This window comes from Cupriavidus sp. P-10, from assembly GCF_003402535.2.
Lineage (GTDB): Bacteria > Pseudomonadota > Gammaproteobacteria > Burkholderiales > Burkholderiaceae > Cupriavidus.
Genome location: NZ_AP025170.1, coordinates 2,100,221 through 2,112,958, shown reverse-complemented (window position 1 = coordinate 2,112,958; position 12,738 = coordinate 2,100,221). Strand labels below are relative to the sequence as shown.

Sequence of the window (12,738 nt, the reverse complement as noted above, 5' to 3'; positions counted from 1 at the left end):
CAGAACATGCGCCGGCGGTTGACCGGCCACGGAGGAATTCGCATGACCACCATTATCAAGCCGGCCGGCTCGCTGCGCCGCCGCCTGTTTATCGCAGCGCTGGTGGCCGCCACCGGCCTGGCCTACGGCCTGCTGCCCGGCCGCGCCGAAGCGCAGTCGAAGATCGACGCCAAGGTGCTGCGCATCGGCTACCAGAAGTACGGCACGCTGACGCTGCTGAAGGCGCGCGGCACGCTGGAAAAGCGGCTGGCGCCGCAAGGCATCACCGTCAGGTGGACCGAATTCCCGGCCGGCCCGCAATTGCTGGAAGGCCTCAATGTCGGCGCCGTCGACTTCGGCACCGTGGGCGAGGCCCCACCGATCTTCGCACAGGCCGCCGGGGCGCAACTGGTCTACGTCGGCAACGAACCGCCGGCGCCGACCGCCGAGGCCATCGTCGTGCCCAAGGGCTCGGCGCTGCGCTCGGTGGCCGACCTGCGCGGCAAGCGCGTGGCTTTCAACAAGGGCTCGAACGTGCATTACCTGCTGGTGCGCCAGCTGGAGAAGGCCGGCCTGCAGTACGGCGATATCCAGCCGGTCTACCTGCCGCCCGCCGATGCGCGCGCCGCCTTCGAGCGCGGCTCGGTCGATGCGTGGGTGATCTGGGACCCGTTCCTCGCAGCCGCCGAGAAGCAGCTTGGCGCGCGCGTGCTGGCCGATGGCCGTGGCGCGGATGGCAAGAACGTGGTCAGCAACCACCAGTTCTACCTGGCGTCGCGTCCCTACGCACAGGCCAGGCCCGAGATCGTGCGCCTGATCCTGGATGAACTCGCCACGCTGGGCACCTGGGCCGAAAAGCATCCGAAGGACGCGACCGCCGTGCTGACCGGCGAAGTCGGCCTGCCTGCCGACGTGCTGGAACTGGCCGTGTCGCGCTTCTCTTACGGCGCGCGCCCGGTCAGCGCCGACGTGCTGGCCGAGCAGCAGCGCATCGCCGATGCCTTCCACGCGCTCAAGCTGATCCCCAAGCCGGTCAAGGTGGCCGACGCGCGGTGGGACGTACCGCAGCAGCAGGCGCAGCGCTAATGCAGCGCCAAGACGTCGCTTAGGCCTCGCACAACAACAAGGAAAACGACATGCACGTATTCTGGTTTATCCCCACCCACGGCGACAGCCGCTACCTCGGCACCTCCGAAGGTGCGCGCGAAGTCAATTTCGACTACATGAAGCAGGTCGCCGTGGCTGCCGATACGCTTGGCTATGAAGGGGTGCTGATTCCCACCGGGCGTTCCTGCGAAGACCCGTGGGTGGCGGCGTCGGCCCTGTCGGCCGTGACGCAGCGCCTGAAGTTCCTCGTGGCCGTGCGCCCGGGCCTGATGGCGCCGACGCTGGCGGCGCGCATGGCGGCAACGTTCGATCGCCTCTCCAACGGACGGCTGCTGATCAACCTGGTCACCGGCGGCGACACCGCCGAGCTGGAAGGCGATGGACTGTTCCTCGACCACAGCGAGCGCTACGAGGCCTCGGCAGAATTCCTGCGCATCTGGCGCGACGTGCTGGCGGCCAGCCATGACAGCGGCCAGGTCGATTACCAGGGCAAGCACCTGAGCGTGAAGGGCGCGCGCGTCCTCTACCCGCCGCTGCAGCGGCCGCATCCGCCGGTGTATTTCGGCGGCTCGTCGGCGCCGGCGCATGCGCTGGCGGGCGAGCAGGTCGATACCTACCTGACCTGGGGCGAACCGCCGGCCGACGTCGCGCGGAAGCTGGAAGATGTTCGCCGGCACGCGGCGAAGCACGGCCGCACGGTCAGGTTCGGCATCCGCCTGCACGTGATCGTGCGCGAGACCGATGCCGCCGCGTGGGCCGCCGCCGAAGACCTGATCAGCCGCCTCGACGACGAGACCGTGGCGCGCGCGCAGGCGGTGTTCGCCAAGATGGATTCGGAAGGGCAGCGCCGCATGGCCGCGCTGCATGCGGGCGCTGAGCGTCGCACGCGCCGCACGCGCGAGGCGCTGGAAATCAGCCCCAACCTGTGGGCCGGCGTCGGCCTGGTGCGCGGCGGTGCCGGCACCGCGCTGGTGGGCGACCCGCACACCGTCGCCGAACGCATGCGCGAGTACGCCGAACTCGGCATCGACACGTTCGTGCTGTCCGGCTACCCGCACCTGGAAGAAGCCTACCGCTTTGCCGAACAGGTGTTTCCGCTGCTGCCGCGCTCGGTGCGCGAGAAGTTGCCGGGCAAGGTGCTGTCCGGGCCGTTCGGCGAAGTCATGGCGACCGGCATCGTGCCGCGCGCCGCGCAGAGTTGAGGGAGGGCGGCATGAGCGCTCCGCATCTTCCGCCGCCGCGCCGGCATCCCGCCGCGCTGGCGCGCGCCGTGGCACCGTGGATCGTGCCGGTGCTGCTGATCGTGGTGTGGCAGGCGGCCTCGCAGTACGGCTGGCTGTCGAACCGCGTGCTGCCGGCCCCGCTGGCCGTGCTGCAGGCCGCCTGGGACCTGGCCCGTTCGGGCGAATTGTGGAAGCACGTGGGCGTCAGCACCTGGCGCGCGCTGGCCGGGTTTGCCATCGGCGGCGGGCTGGGCCTGCTGCTGGGGCTCCTGACGGGCACCTTCCGCAGCGCGGCCACGCTGCTCGACAGCTCGCTGCAGATGGTGCGCAACATCCCGCCACTGGCGCTGATCCCGCTGGTGATCCTGTGGTTCGGCATCGATGAATCCGCCAAGCTGTTCCTGGTGTCGCTGGGCGTGTTTTTCCCGGTGTACCTGAACACCTACCACGGCATCCGCTCGGTCGACACCGGGCTGGTCGAAATGGCGCGCAGCTACGGGCTGTCGGGCTGGCAGCTGTACCGTGAAGTCATCCTCCCTGGCGCGTTGCCCGGGATCCTGGTAGGCGTGCGTTTCTCGCTTGGCTTGATGTGGGTGATCCTGATCGTCGCGGAAACCATCTCCGCGCAGTCCGGCATCGGCTACATGACCATGAATGCGCGTGAATTCCTGCAGACCGACGTGGTGCTGGTCGGCATCCTGCTCTATGCGCTGCTGGGCAAGCTGGCCGACCTGCTGTCACGCGGGCTGGAGCGCTACTGGCTGCGCTGGCACCCCGGCTACGCAGCCGCCTGAACCACGCAATGCCGCACGTCCGGCAAGGAGATCGTTATGCAGATGTATCCGGTGGAACAGGCCGCGCTGGCCGAACTGGAAGCGGGACTCGCGCGTCGCGAGGCAGTCAGGCACGAGGCAGAGGCTCCGCACCGCACTGGTGGCGTCGCGCTGCGCTTGCGCCAGGTGGTCAAGCGCTACGACGGCCGCGAGGTGCTGCACGATGTGGCGCTCGACGTTGCGCCGGGTGAATTCGTCGCCATCGTCGGGCGCAGCGGCTGCGGCAAGAGCACGCTGCTGCGGCTGGTGGCGGGGCTGGAAGGCGCCGATGCCGGCACCATTGCGATCGACGGTGACGCGCAAGACCACGCGAAAAGCAGCCGCAAGCGCGGCGCCGACGTGCGCGTGATGTTCCAGGACGCGCGCCTGCTGCCTTGGAAGCGCGTGCTGGACAACGTGGCGCTGGGCCTGCCGCGCGCGCGGCGTGGCGAGGCGGCCGAAGTGCTGGCGCAGGTGGGCCTGGCCGACCGCGCACAGGCGTGGCCCGCAAGGCTGTCCGGCGGCCAGCGGCAACGCGTGGCGCTGGCGCGCGCGCTGGTGCATCACCCGCAGCTATTGTTGCTGGACGAGCCGCTGGGTGCGCTCGACGCGCTCACGCGTATCGAAATGCAGGGCCTGATCGAAGGCCTTTGGCGGCGCCTTGGCTTCACGGCGCTGCTGGTGACCCATGACGTCTCCGAGGCCGTGGCACTGGCCGACCGCATCGTGCTGATCGAGGACGGCCACATCGCCATGGACGAGCCGGTGGCGCTGGCGCGGCCGCGCGAGCGCGGCGCCGCCGGCTTCGCTCAACTCGAAGCATCGGTACTGCAGCGCGTGATGCGGCAGACTCCGGCGGCGCCTTCGCCCCTCGATGCGGGCACGAAGCGCCGTGCGCAGCGCATCGACGACGGCACGCACATCGACATGACGGAATCTTCATTCGCCGGCGCCCGTTGAACTCCTATCATGAGCAGGCAGGCGCGCGCTGCGACAGCAGGCCGTTGCCATCACCAATCCGACCATGGGACCCGACGCGGTCCGGTCAACCGAAGGAATTCGCCATGCCAGGCGTGCATGACCCCGCCAGCGCAGCCAAGCCGCTGCAACGCTATCTGGAATCGCTGCCGCGCCAGCCGCTGGCCGACCGGCAACTGTGGCGCGACGCGCGCGGGCAGGTGCAGGGACAGTTTTTCAATTGCTCGCTGACCAGCGCCTTCGAGCCGCTGGTGACGCTGGCCGACCGCCAGGTCGTGGCGCACGAAGGCTCGATCCATACCTATGCCGACGATGGCCTGGGCCTGGCGGCGTGGAAGCTGTTCGCGATGGCCGCCGACGACACCACGCTGGTGTCGCTCGACCGCCTGTCGCGGCTGCTGCACGCGATCAACTACTTTGCCGCCGACGGCGCGCACAAGCTGGTGCTGAACGTGCACAACCGGCTGCTGGCAGCGGTCGCCGACGACCATGGCGCCGCGTTCCGGCGCGCGCTGCAATCGCTGGGGTTGCCGCTGGAGCGCTTCGTGATCCAGGTGCCGGCCAGCGCCAACGACGACTTGCCACTGCTGCTGCACGTGGTCGGCAACTACCGGCGCAACGGCTTCGCGGTCAGCCTGCAGGCGTCGGACCCGGCCGAGGCGGGCGCGCTGATGGCGCATGCATTGCCGGAATGGCTCAAGCTCGATATGCGCCGCACCTGGACCGACCGCCAGCTGGCGGGCTTGCGTGCCAGCGCCGCCAATGCCGGCGTCACGCTGATCGGCCGGCGCTTGCAGAACGCCGAAAGCGTTGAGCGGCTGCAGGCTGCTGGTATCGACCTGGGGCAGGGCGCCTTTGCCGGCGCGCTGGTCAGCACGTCCGCACTGCGGGCACAAGTGGCGGCCACGGGCGCGCCAGCGGCACACGAACTCAGCAAGGAGCCGGTATGACGCAAGCGATCGGGCCATCGGCAGGACCATCTCCTGCGGCGCATGCTACGCGCCTGGAAATCCCGCGGCACCTGCAGGTACTGACCGTGCCGGGCCTGCATGGCAGTGGCCCGGGGCACTGGCAGAGCCGCTGGGAGCAGCGCTTCCCGGACTGGCAGCGCGTCGAGCAGCATGACTGGTCGCGCCCGAGCCTGCCGCTGTGGGCCGAGCGTGTCTCCGAAGGCGTGATGCGGGCGCAGCGCGTCGCCTCGCGCGGCGCGCTGCTGGTGGCGCACAGCTTCGGCTGCCTGGCGGCTCTGCGGCAGGCGTCGCTGGACCCGGCGGGTATCGCCGGCGCGCTGCTGGTGGCGCCGGCCGATCCCGACAAGTTTGGCGTCGCCGGCCTGCTGCCAACCTACCGCCTGCCGTTCCCGACCATCATGGTGGCCAGCCGCAACGATCCCTGGATGCCGCAGCGCACCGCCTTCAGCTGGGGCACGCTGTGGGGCAGCGAACTGATCGATGCTGGCATCCTGGGCCATATCAACGCGGATTCCGGCCTGGGTGACTGGCCCGAGGGTCTGGCATTGCTGGGTACGCTGGTGCAACGCATCGCGGATGCAGGTGATGCGGGAGCCACTGAGGTGACGCCAGCACCATGGGAAGCCGGTGTGGAAGTGGCGCCGGGCGCCCCATATATCTAAACCGTCTAAGAAAATTCAAAAAGATTCGTTCTTTTTATAAAGGCGGGTCTGCAGAATCTGTCTCGTAAGCCGGCGCAATATGCGCCAGCGTCATAAGGACCGGCCGCAAGCCCGCAGCGGCACCCGAAGCCGGCCGACCACAGACGAGACGACATGCCACCATCCCTATCCCTGGCGGATGCCCCCACGCCGGGCGCCCCCGATGCACCGGCCTCGCGAGCGCCACGCAGGCCCGCCAAGCAGCGCTTCACGGTGCTTCCCGGCTTTGGCCTGTCGCTGGGTTTCACGCTGTTCTACCTCACGCTGATCGTCCTGATTCCGCTGTCGGCGACGTTCCTGAAGACGTTCACGATGACGTGGGACGCGTTCTGGAGCGCGATCTCGTCGCCGCGCGTGGTGGCGTCGCTGCAACTGAGCTTTGGCGCGTCGCTGGTGGCGGCCATTGTCAATACGGTGTTCGGGCTGATCGTCGCGTGGGTGCTGGTGCGCTACCGCTTTTTCGGCAAGCGCCTGATCGATGCGCTGGTCGACCTGCCGTTCGCGCTGCCGACCGCGGTGGCCGGTATCGCGCTGACCGCGCTGTTCGCCGGCAACGGCTGGATCGGCCGCTACCTGGAGCCGCTCGGCATCAAGGTCGCGTTCACGCCGCTGGGCGTGGTAGTGGCGCTGACCTTCATCGGCCTGCCGTTCGTGGTGCGCACGGTGCAGCCGGTGCTGGAAGACGTGGAGCAGGAGCTGGAAGAGGCCGCCGCGAGCCTGGGCGCCAACCGGCTGCAGACGTTCCAGCGCGTGATCCTGCCGGCGATCCTGCCGGCGCTGCTGACGGGTTTTGCGCTGTCCTTCGCGCGCGCCACCGGTGAGTACGGCTCGGTGGTGTTTATCTCCGGCAACATGCCGATGGTGTCGGAGATCGCGCCGCTGATGATCTATTCCAAGCTGGAGCAATACGACTATGCCGGCGCCACCGCGGTGGCCGTGGTGATGCTGGTGATCTCGTTCGGGCTGCTGCTGTTGATCAACCTGCTGCAGGCCTGGACGCGCCGCCACCAGTCGGGTGCGCGCGCTGCCCTTGCACCGGAAGCGCCCGCGACGGGCAAGGAGTTCTGACATGGCGGGCGCAGTTTCGGGACGCCTGGGCGCACAGCGCCAGGACCGGGCCCATCACAAGTTCGATGCCACCGGCGAGGCACCATGGGTGCGCTACACGCTGATCACGCTGGCGGTGCTGTTCCTCACGCTGTTCCTGTTCGTGCCGCTGGCTTCGGTCTTCTACGAAGCGCTGCGCAAGGGCGTGCAGACCTACTTTGAAGCGCTGGTCGAACCCGATGCCGTGGCCGCGATCCAGCTCACGCTGACGGTGGCGGCGATCGCGGTGCCGCTGAACGTGGTGTTCGGCGTGGCGGCGGCATGGGCCATCGCCAAGTTCGAGTTCCGCGGCAAGAACCTGCTGATCACGCTGATCGACCTGCCGTTCTCGGTGTCGCCGGTGATCTCGGGCCTGGTCTACGTGCTGCTGTTCGGCGCGCAGGGCTGGTTCGGCCCGTGGCTGGAAGCGCATGACATCAAGATCATGTTCGCGGTGCCTGGCATCGTGCTGGCGACGATCTTCGTGACCTTCCCCTTCGTCGCGCGTGAGTTGATCCCGCTGATGCAGGCGCAAGGCAGCGAAGAGGAAGAAGCCGCGATCGTGCTGGGCGCCTCTGGCTGGCAGACTTTCCGCCATATCACGCTGCCCAATATCCGCTGGGGCCTGCTGTACGGCGTGATCCTCTGTAATGCGCGGGCGATGGGCGAGTTCGGCGCGGTGTCGGTGGTGTCGGGCCATATCCGCGGGCTGACCAACACCATGCCGCTGCACGTAGAGATTCTCTACAACGAGTACAACTTCGCGGCGGCCTTCGCGGTGGCCTCGCTGCTGACGCTGCTGGCGCTGGTCACCCTCGGCATCAAGACGCTGGTGGAATGGCGCGCGCGCAAAGAGACGGAAGAGGTCGTGATCGAGCGGCCGATTGGAACAACGGCTGGAACAGCTGGAACCCCCCTGCAGGCATCCGTGTAAGGAACGGCATCATGAGCATCCAGGTCAAGAACGTAGAGAAGCGCTTTGGCGATTTCGTCGCGCTGGACAATGTCTCGCTCGATTTCGACGAAGGCGAGCTGACCGCGCTGCTGGGGCCGTCCGGTTGCGGCAAGACCACGCTGCTGCGCATCATCGCCGGCCTGGAGCGTGCCGACGCGGGACAGATCGTGCTGTCCGGGCGCGATGCCTCGGACCAGCATGTGCGCCAGCGCCAGGTGGGCTTCGTGTTCCAGCACTACGCGCTGTTCAAGCATATGAGCGTGTTCGAGAACGTGGCCTTCGGCCTGCGCGTAAAGCCGCGCGCCGAACGCCCGAGCGAAGCGCAGATCCGCGAGAAGGTGCATTCGCTGCTCGACCTGGTCCAGCTTGACTGGCTGGCCGACCGCTACCCGTCGCAGCTGTCCGGCGGCCAGCGCCAGCGTATCGCGCTGGCGCGCGCGCTGGCGGTGGAGCCGCGCGTGCTGCTGCTCGACGAACCGTTTGGCGCGCTCGACGCCAAGGTGCGCAAGGAACTGCGCCGCTGGCTGCGCCGCCTGCACGATGAACTGCATGTGACCAGCGTGTTTGTCACGCACGACCAGGAAGAGGCGCTGGAAGTGGCCGACCAGGTGGTGCTGATGAACCGCGGCCACGTCGAGCAGTACGGCTCGCCCGAGGCGGTCTACAACCATCCGGCCACGCCGTTCGTGTTCGGCTTCCTCGGCAACGTGAACCTGTTCCACGGGCGGCTGGAAGTGGGCGAGACCGGCGGCCTGCTGCATACCGGCGAAGCGGTGCTGCCGGTGGTCGGCAGCGGCCACGAGACCGCTGGCGATGCGGTCGCCTATGTGCGCCCGCATGACCTGGACCTGGAGCGCTATTCGCCCGGCGCCGACGGCATCGCCGTGACGCTGCGCCGCGCGCTGACGCTGGGCCCGGTGGCCCAGCTCGAACTCGAGCGTGAAGACAACCAGGACGTGATCGAAGTGGCGCTGCCGCTCGAGCGCTTCCGCCATGCGGGCTTCCGCGAGGGCGAACTGCTCGCCGTGCGGCCGCGCCAGCTGCGCGTCTTTACGCAATCCAACGGCACTGCCCCCACCAAAAAACAAGAGGCCGCACGATGAACTTCCAGCAACTCCGATCGATCCGCGAGGCGGTGCGCCGCCAGTTCAACCTGACCGAGGTCGCCAACGCGCTCTACACCTCGCAGCCCGGCGTGTCGCGCCAGATCCGCGAGCTGGAAGAAGAACTCGGCGTCGAGATCTTCGAACGCTATGGCAAGCGGCTGACCGGGCTGACCGAGCCGGGCCGCGAGATCGTGCGCATCGTCGAACGCCTGCTGCTGGAGGCCGAGAACCTGCGCCAGGCCGGCGACGAGTTTGCCGGCCGCCATACCGGACGCCTGACCGTGGCCACCACCCATACGCAGGCACGGTACGCGCTGCCGCGCGTGGTGCAGGCCTTCCGCCGCGAATACCCGCACGTAACGCTGGCGCTGCAGGAAGCGTCGCCGACGCATATCGTCGAGCTGCTGCTGACCGGGCAGGCCGATATCGGCATCGCCACCGAAGCCCTGGCGACAGAAGCCGGCCTGACTTCGTTCGAGGCCTACAGCTGGCAGCACGTGCTGGTGGTGTCGCCCGACCATCCGCTCACGCGCCTGCCCGAGCCGACGCTCGAGGACGTGGCCGGCTTCCAGCTCATTACCTACGACGCCGGCTTCACCGGCCGCCGCAAGATCGACAGCGCTTTCGCCGAAGCGGGGCTGCAGCCGGAGATCGTGCTCACCGCGCTGGACGCCGACGTGATCAAGACCTATGCCGAGCTGGAACTGGGCGTGGGCATCATCGCCTCGATGGCGTATGACGAGCGCAAGGACTCGGGGCTGGTGCGCATCAACGCCGACCACCTGTTCGCATCCAACACCACCAGCGTGGCCCTGCGCCGCGGCGCCTACCTGCGCGGCTACGCGCACGCCTTCATCAATATGTTCGCGCCGCACCTGTCGCGCGACACCGTCAGCAGCGCGCTGTCGGAACAGGACCGGCAGGCGCTGGCGGCCTGAGCGGCACTCGCAGCGTCCTCGCGCCGGGCCTGGCCCGGCCCCGGATGGCGCCGGCGGCACCTTGCCGCCTTCCGCGCGCGCCGTCTGCCCCCGCACGGTGCCGTTCGCGCCCCGTGCCCACCGTTCGTCGCAACAGGCTTTCTTCGCGCCCGGGTGAAGGGTAAAGTCCTTGCACGTGCCGCGCATTGCCAGCCAGGCTTGCGCCGCGCGTCTTCCGCAGTGCAACAGATATTGCGCGCGGCTGCCCGTCCGGCCTGTACCTGGGCCAGGAAGGTGGGCAAGGAAAGAGGGCAAGGGAGAGAGACGATCATGCGCGACGAACCGCTACTGCGCTGGCAGTGGCGCGGCTATGGCCGCAACCACCAGCATCCCCGCAACCTGCTGCTGCATATCGTGGCCGTGCCGATGTTTATGGCGGGCACGGTGCTGGGCGCCTATGGCATCTTGCGGCTGAGCTTGCCTGCGGTGGCGCTGGGGCTGGTATGCATGGGCATGTCGCTGGCGCTGCAGGGGCGCGGGCACCGGCTGGAGGCCAGCGCGCCGGAGCCGTTTGCCGGACCGGCGGACATCGCCGGACGGATCTTCGCCGAGCAATGGATCACCTTCCCGCGCTATGTGCTGTCGGGGCAGTGGTGGCGCACGCTGATTGGTCAGTGTGGTACGCCCGTCACCACCCGGGATTGCGCCGAGACCGGCCAACGCTAACATATCGCCATGGAACGCTGCTTCTCGACTGTCGCCACCGCGCCCCCGTCGCGGCTCACCATCCTCGGCCGCGACCTGCTGTTCGTGCTCTGCATGAACACGGTGATTGCCGTCAGCCTCAACTACGGCTTCCAGACCGGGGGTACGCTCTGGCACAACTTTGTCTACAGCCAGCTGATCGGACTGTCGATCTGGTTGCTGATCGATATCCCCCGCGTCGTGATCTGGTGGAACGACCGGCCGCGCCGCTGGCCGTTCCTGCTGCTGGCCGCCGCCGCGGTGCCGACCGGCGTGGTGATCGGCGGCTGGGCCACGCGCGTGGCGCTGGACCTGCCGCCCAAGTCGGTGGCCGAAACCGGCGACATGCTGCGCATGTGCCTGGTGGTGGGCATGCTGGCATCGGCGTCGATGATCTACTTCTACTGGTCGCGCGAGAAGCTCGCCTACCTGGAGCGCCAGGCCGCGCTTGACGCGCTGCAGCGCGAGGAAGCGGAAAAGCAGCTGGTACGCGCGCAACTGATGGCGCTGCAGGCACAGATCGAGCCGCATTTCCTGTTCAACTCGCTGGCCAACCTCGACGGCCTGATCGCCACCGACCCGCCCGCCGCGCGCCAGCTGCTGCAGCGCCTGATCGGCTTCCTGCGCATGTCGCTGGCCCATACCCGCGCCGAGCAATGCACGCTGCGGCAGGAGTTCGAGCTGCTGCGCAGCTACCTGGATATCCAGGGCATGCGCTTCGGCCAGCGGCTGTCGTATGACGTTGACCTGCCGCGCGAGCTGGCCAAGGTCGAGATCCCGCCGATGCTGATCCAGCCATTGGTGGAAAACGCGGTGACGCACGGCATCGAGCCTTGCATGATCGGCGGCCATATCCGCCTGTCGGCCCGCGCTGCCGGCGACGATGCGGTGCAGGTGATCATTGCCGATACCGGCGTGGGCTTCGGCCATGCGTCCGGCAAGGGCTCGGGGCTGGGCATCACCCATGTGCGCGAGCGGCTGGCGCGGATTTTCGGAGCCGCCGCCAGCATGCAGATGGAAGAAAACACGCCGCGCGGCGTGGTGGTGCGGCTGACGCTGCCGCTGGTGCGTCCGGTCGAGTCGCCGACCCTGACGCAGACGGTCACGGTGCCGGAGAGCATGCCGGTGTCGTCACCGGCCATCCAGCGGACCTGAACGCGCCTGTAAGGATCGCCTGCACGAAGACAACCCAAGGCGCTGCGCAGGGCGGCGCCGCCAGCATCGCCCCGGATTTCTTCACTGCCCCCAACCATCGCCCCCATGACCCCGACCCTTCTGATCGCCGACGACGAAGCGCTGCTCGCGCGCGTGCTGGAATCCGAACTGAAGTCGCTGTGGCCCGAGGCCCGTATCGTCTCGGTCGTGCACGACGGCATGGCCGCGCTCGCCGCCGCACGCGAGTTCCAGCCGCGCGTGGCCTTCCTGGATATCCGCATGCCGGGCATGAGCGGCATGGACGTGGCGCGCGAGCTGATCGAATTTGATATCCCGCCGCTGGTGGTCTTTGTGACCGCCTATGACCAGTTTGCGCTGGAAGCCTTCGAGCGTGCCGCTGTCGATTATGTGCTCAAGCCGGTGCAGCGCGAGCGGCTGGAAGCGACCGTGTGCCGCCTCAAGGAACGGCTGCAGACGATGGCCGACATGGCGGACGACGAGGAGGATGGCGAAGCGGACGACAGCGCCGAGGCGGAGGCCGCCATGCTCGACACCGACCGTCTGGGGCAGTTGCTGGCGCGGCTGGAGTCCCTCGAGCACGCCACGCCCGGCGCCGGCGGCGCGACGCAGCGCCAGTACCTGCGCTTTATCAAGGCGCTGGTCGGGCAGGAGGTGCGAATCATCCCGGTCGACGAGGTGATTTACCTGGAAGCGACCGACAAGTACGTCAATGTGGTCTCCAGCGCCGGCGAGGCGCTGATCCGCACCAGCCTGCGCGAACTGACCCAGCAACTGGATCCGGAGCGTTTCTGGCAGGTCCACCGCGGCACGGTGGTCAACATCGATTGCGTGGCAAGCGCGGTCAACCAGTCGCTGGGGCGGCTGTCGCTGCGGCTGCGCGACCGGCCCGAACTGCTGCCGGTGGCGCGCCAGTACGCGCATCTGTTCAAGCAGATGTAGGCATTGCGGCAAGCGGCGCAGCCGCCACCCGGCTGCAGCGTGGC

At 68.3% G+C, this 12,738-nt stretch carries 13 protein-coding genes; all 13 read left to right on the top strand.

Annotation, left to right across the window (positions count from 1 at the left end; genetic code table 11):
* Window positions 1-42 precede the first annotated feature (42 nt).
* The 13 genes from CTP10_RS09725 to CTP10_RS09665 all read left to right on the top strand — a co-directional run bounded on the left by CTP10_RS09725 (window position 43) and on the right by CTP10_RS09665 (window position 12,694).
* The gene (locus CTP10_RS09725; protein ID WP_116320485.1) at window positions 43-1,065 is read left to right on the top strand and encodes a sulfonate ABC transporter substrate-binding protein; all 1,023 of its coding nucleotides are present in this window, start codon (window positions 43-45) and stop codon (window positions 1,063-1,065) included.
* A gap of 50 nt (window positions 1,066-1,115) precedes the next feature.
* A complete protein-coding gene (gene ssuD, locus CTP10_RS09720; protein WP_116320486.1) occupies window positions 1,116-2,288 on the top strand; it encodes an FMNH2-dependent alkanesulfonate monooxygenase in 1,173 nt (390 codons plus the stop codon).
* An 11-nt stretch (window positions 2,289-2,299) separates the two neighbouring features.
* A complete protein-coding gene (gene ssuC, locus CTP10_RS09715) occupies window positions 2,300-3,103 on the top strand; it encodes an aliphatic sulfonate ABC transporter permease SsuC (protein WP_116320487.1) in 804 nt (267 codons plus the stop codon).
* 36 nt (window positions 3,104-3,139) lie between these two features.
* Complete coding sequence (locus tag CTP10_RS09710) at window positions 3,140-4,081, top strand: ATP-binding cassette domain-containing protein (RefSeq protein WP_116320488.1); 942 nt, start codon at window positions 3,140-3,142, stop codon at window positions 4,079-4,081.
* A 104-nt stretch (window positions 4,082-4,185) separates the two neighbouring features.
* Entirely contained in the window at window positions 4,186-5,049 is an 864-nt protein-coding gene (locus CTP10_RS09705; RefSeq protein ID WP_116320489.1) for an EAL domain-containing protein, read from the top strand.
* Window positions 5,046-5,732: an RBBP9/YdeN family alpha/beta hydrolase gene (locus CTP10_RS09700; protein ID WP_116320490.1), complete on the top strand. Its 687-nt coding sequence runs from the start codon at window positions 5,046-5,048 to the stop codon at window positions 5,730-5,732. Before CTP10_RS09705 ends, CTP10_RS09700 begins: the two co-directional genes overlap by 4 nt.
* 153 nt (window positions 5,733-5,885) lie before the next feature.
* Window positions 5,886-6,839 carry a sulfate ABC transporter permease subunit CysT gene (gene cysT / locus CTP10_RS09695; protein ID WP_116320491.1) on the top strand — a complete coding sequence of 318 codons (954 nt, stop codon included), beginning with the start codon at window positions 5,886-5,888 and terminating at the stop codon, window positions 6,837-6,839.
* A gap of 1 nt (window position 6,840) precedes the next feature.
* Window positions 6,841-7,791, top strand: a complete 951-nt coding sequence (gene cysW, locus CTP10_RS09690; protein ID WP_233528175.1) for a sulfate ABC transporter permease subunit CysW — start codon at window positions 6,841-6,843, stop codon at window positions 7,789-7,791.
* An 11-nt stretch (window positions 7,792-7,802) separates the two neighbouring features.
* The gene (locus CTP10_RS09685; protein WP_116320492.1) at window positions 7,803-8,915 is read left to right on the top strand and encodes a sulfate/molybdate ABC transporter ATP-binding protein; all 1,113 of its coding nucleotides are present in this window, start codon (window positions 7,803-7,805) and stop codon (window positions 8,913-8,915) included.
* Window positions 8,912-9,856, top strand: a complete 945-nt coding sequence (locus tag CTP10_RS09680; protein ID WP_116320493.1) for a CysB family HTH-type transcriptional regulator — start codon at window positions 8,912-8,914, stop codon at window positions 9,854-9,856. The genes CTP10_RS09685 and CTP10_RS09680 overlap by 4 nt, the downstream gene beginning before the upstream one ends.
* A 309-nt stretch (window positions 9,857-10,165) precedes the next feature.
* Entirely contained in the window at window positions 10,166-10,561 is a 396-nt protein-coding gene (locus CTP10_RS09675) for a terminase (protein WP_116320494.1), read from the top strand.
* A 9-nt stretch (window positions 10,562-10,570) separates the two neighbouring features.
* Window positions 10,571-11,734, top strand: coding sequence for a sensor histidine kinase (locus CTP10_RS09670; RefSeq protein WP_116320495.1), 1,164 nt, complete (start codon window positions 10,571-10,573; stop codon window positions 11,732-11,734).
* Between the two features lie 105 nt (window positions 11,735-11,839).
* Window positions 11,840-12,694, top strand: coding sequence for a LytR/AlgR family response regulator transcription factor (locus tag CTP10_RS09665; RefSeq protein WP_116320496.1), 855 nt, complete (start codon window positions 11,840-11,842; stop codon window positions 12,692-12,694).
* Window positions 12,695-12,738 lie beyond the last annotated feature (44 nt).

What these genes read in the sequence shown, in the direction of transcription:
- CTP10_RS09725 (WP_116320485.1), top strand. Translation starts at nt 43, where the DNA reads ATGACCACCATTATCAAGCCGGCCGGCTCGCTGCGCCGCCGCCTGTTT.
- ssuD (WP_116320486.1), top strand. Translation starts at nt 1,116, where the DNA reads ATGCACGTATTCTGGTTTATCCCCACCCACGGCGACAGCCGCTACCTC.
- ssuC (WP_116320487.1), top strand. Translation starts at nt 2,300, where the DNA reads ATGAGCGCTCCGCATCTTCCGCCGCCGCGCCGGCATCCCGCCGCGCTG.
- CTP10_RS09710 (WP_116320488.1), top strand. Translation starts at nt 3,140, where the DNA reads ATGCAGATGTATCCGGTGGAACAGGCCGCGCTGGCCGAACTGGAAGCG.
- CTP10_RS09705 (WP_116320489.1), top strand. Translation starts at nt 4,186, where the DNA reads ATGCCAGGCGTGCATGACCCCGCCAGCGCAGCCAAGCCGCTGCAACGC.
- CTP10_RS09700 (WP_116320490.1), top strand. Translation starts at nt 5,046, where the DNA reads ATGACGCAAGCGATCGGGCCATCGGCAGGACCATCTCCTGCGGCGCAT.
- cysT (WP_116320491.1), top strand. Translation starts at nt 5,886, where the DNA reads ATGCCACCATCCCTATCCCTGGCGGATGCCCCCACGCCGGGCGCCCCC.
- cysW (WP_233528175.1), top strand. Translation starts at nt 6,841, where the DNA reads ATGGCGGGCGCAGTTTCGGGACGCCTGGGCGCACAGCGCCAGGACCGG.
- CTP10_RS09685 (WP_116320492.1), top strand. Translation starts at nt 7,803, where the DNA reads ATGAGCATCCAGGTCAAGAACGTAGAGAAGCGCTTTGGCGATTTCGTC.
- CTP10_RS09680 (WP_116320493.1), top strand. Translation starts at nt 8,912, where the DNA reads ATGAACTTCCAGCAACTCCGATCGATCCGCGAGGCGGTGCGCCGCCAG.
- CTP10_RS09675 (WP_116320494.1), top strand. Translation starts at nt 10,166, where the DNA reads ATGCGCGACGAACCGCTACTGCGCTGGCAGTGGCGCGGCTATGGCCGC.
- CTP10_RS09670 (WP_116320495.1), top strand. Translation starts at nt 10,571, where the DNA reads ATGGAACGCTGCTTCTCGACTGTCGCCACCGCGCCCCCGTCGCGGCTC.
- CTP10_RS09665 (WP_116320496.1), top strand. Translation starts at nt 11,840, where the DNA reads ATGACCCCGACCCTTCTGATCGCCGACGACGAAGCGCTGCTCGCGCGC.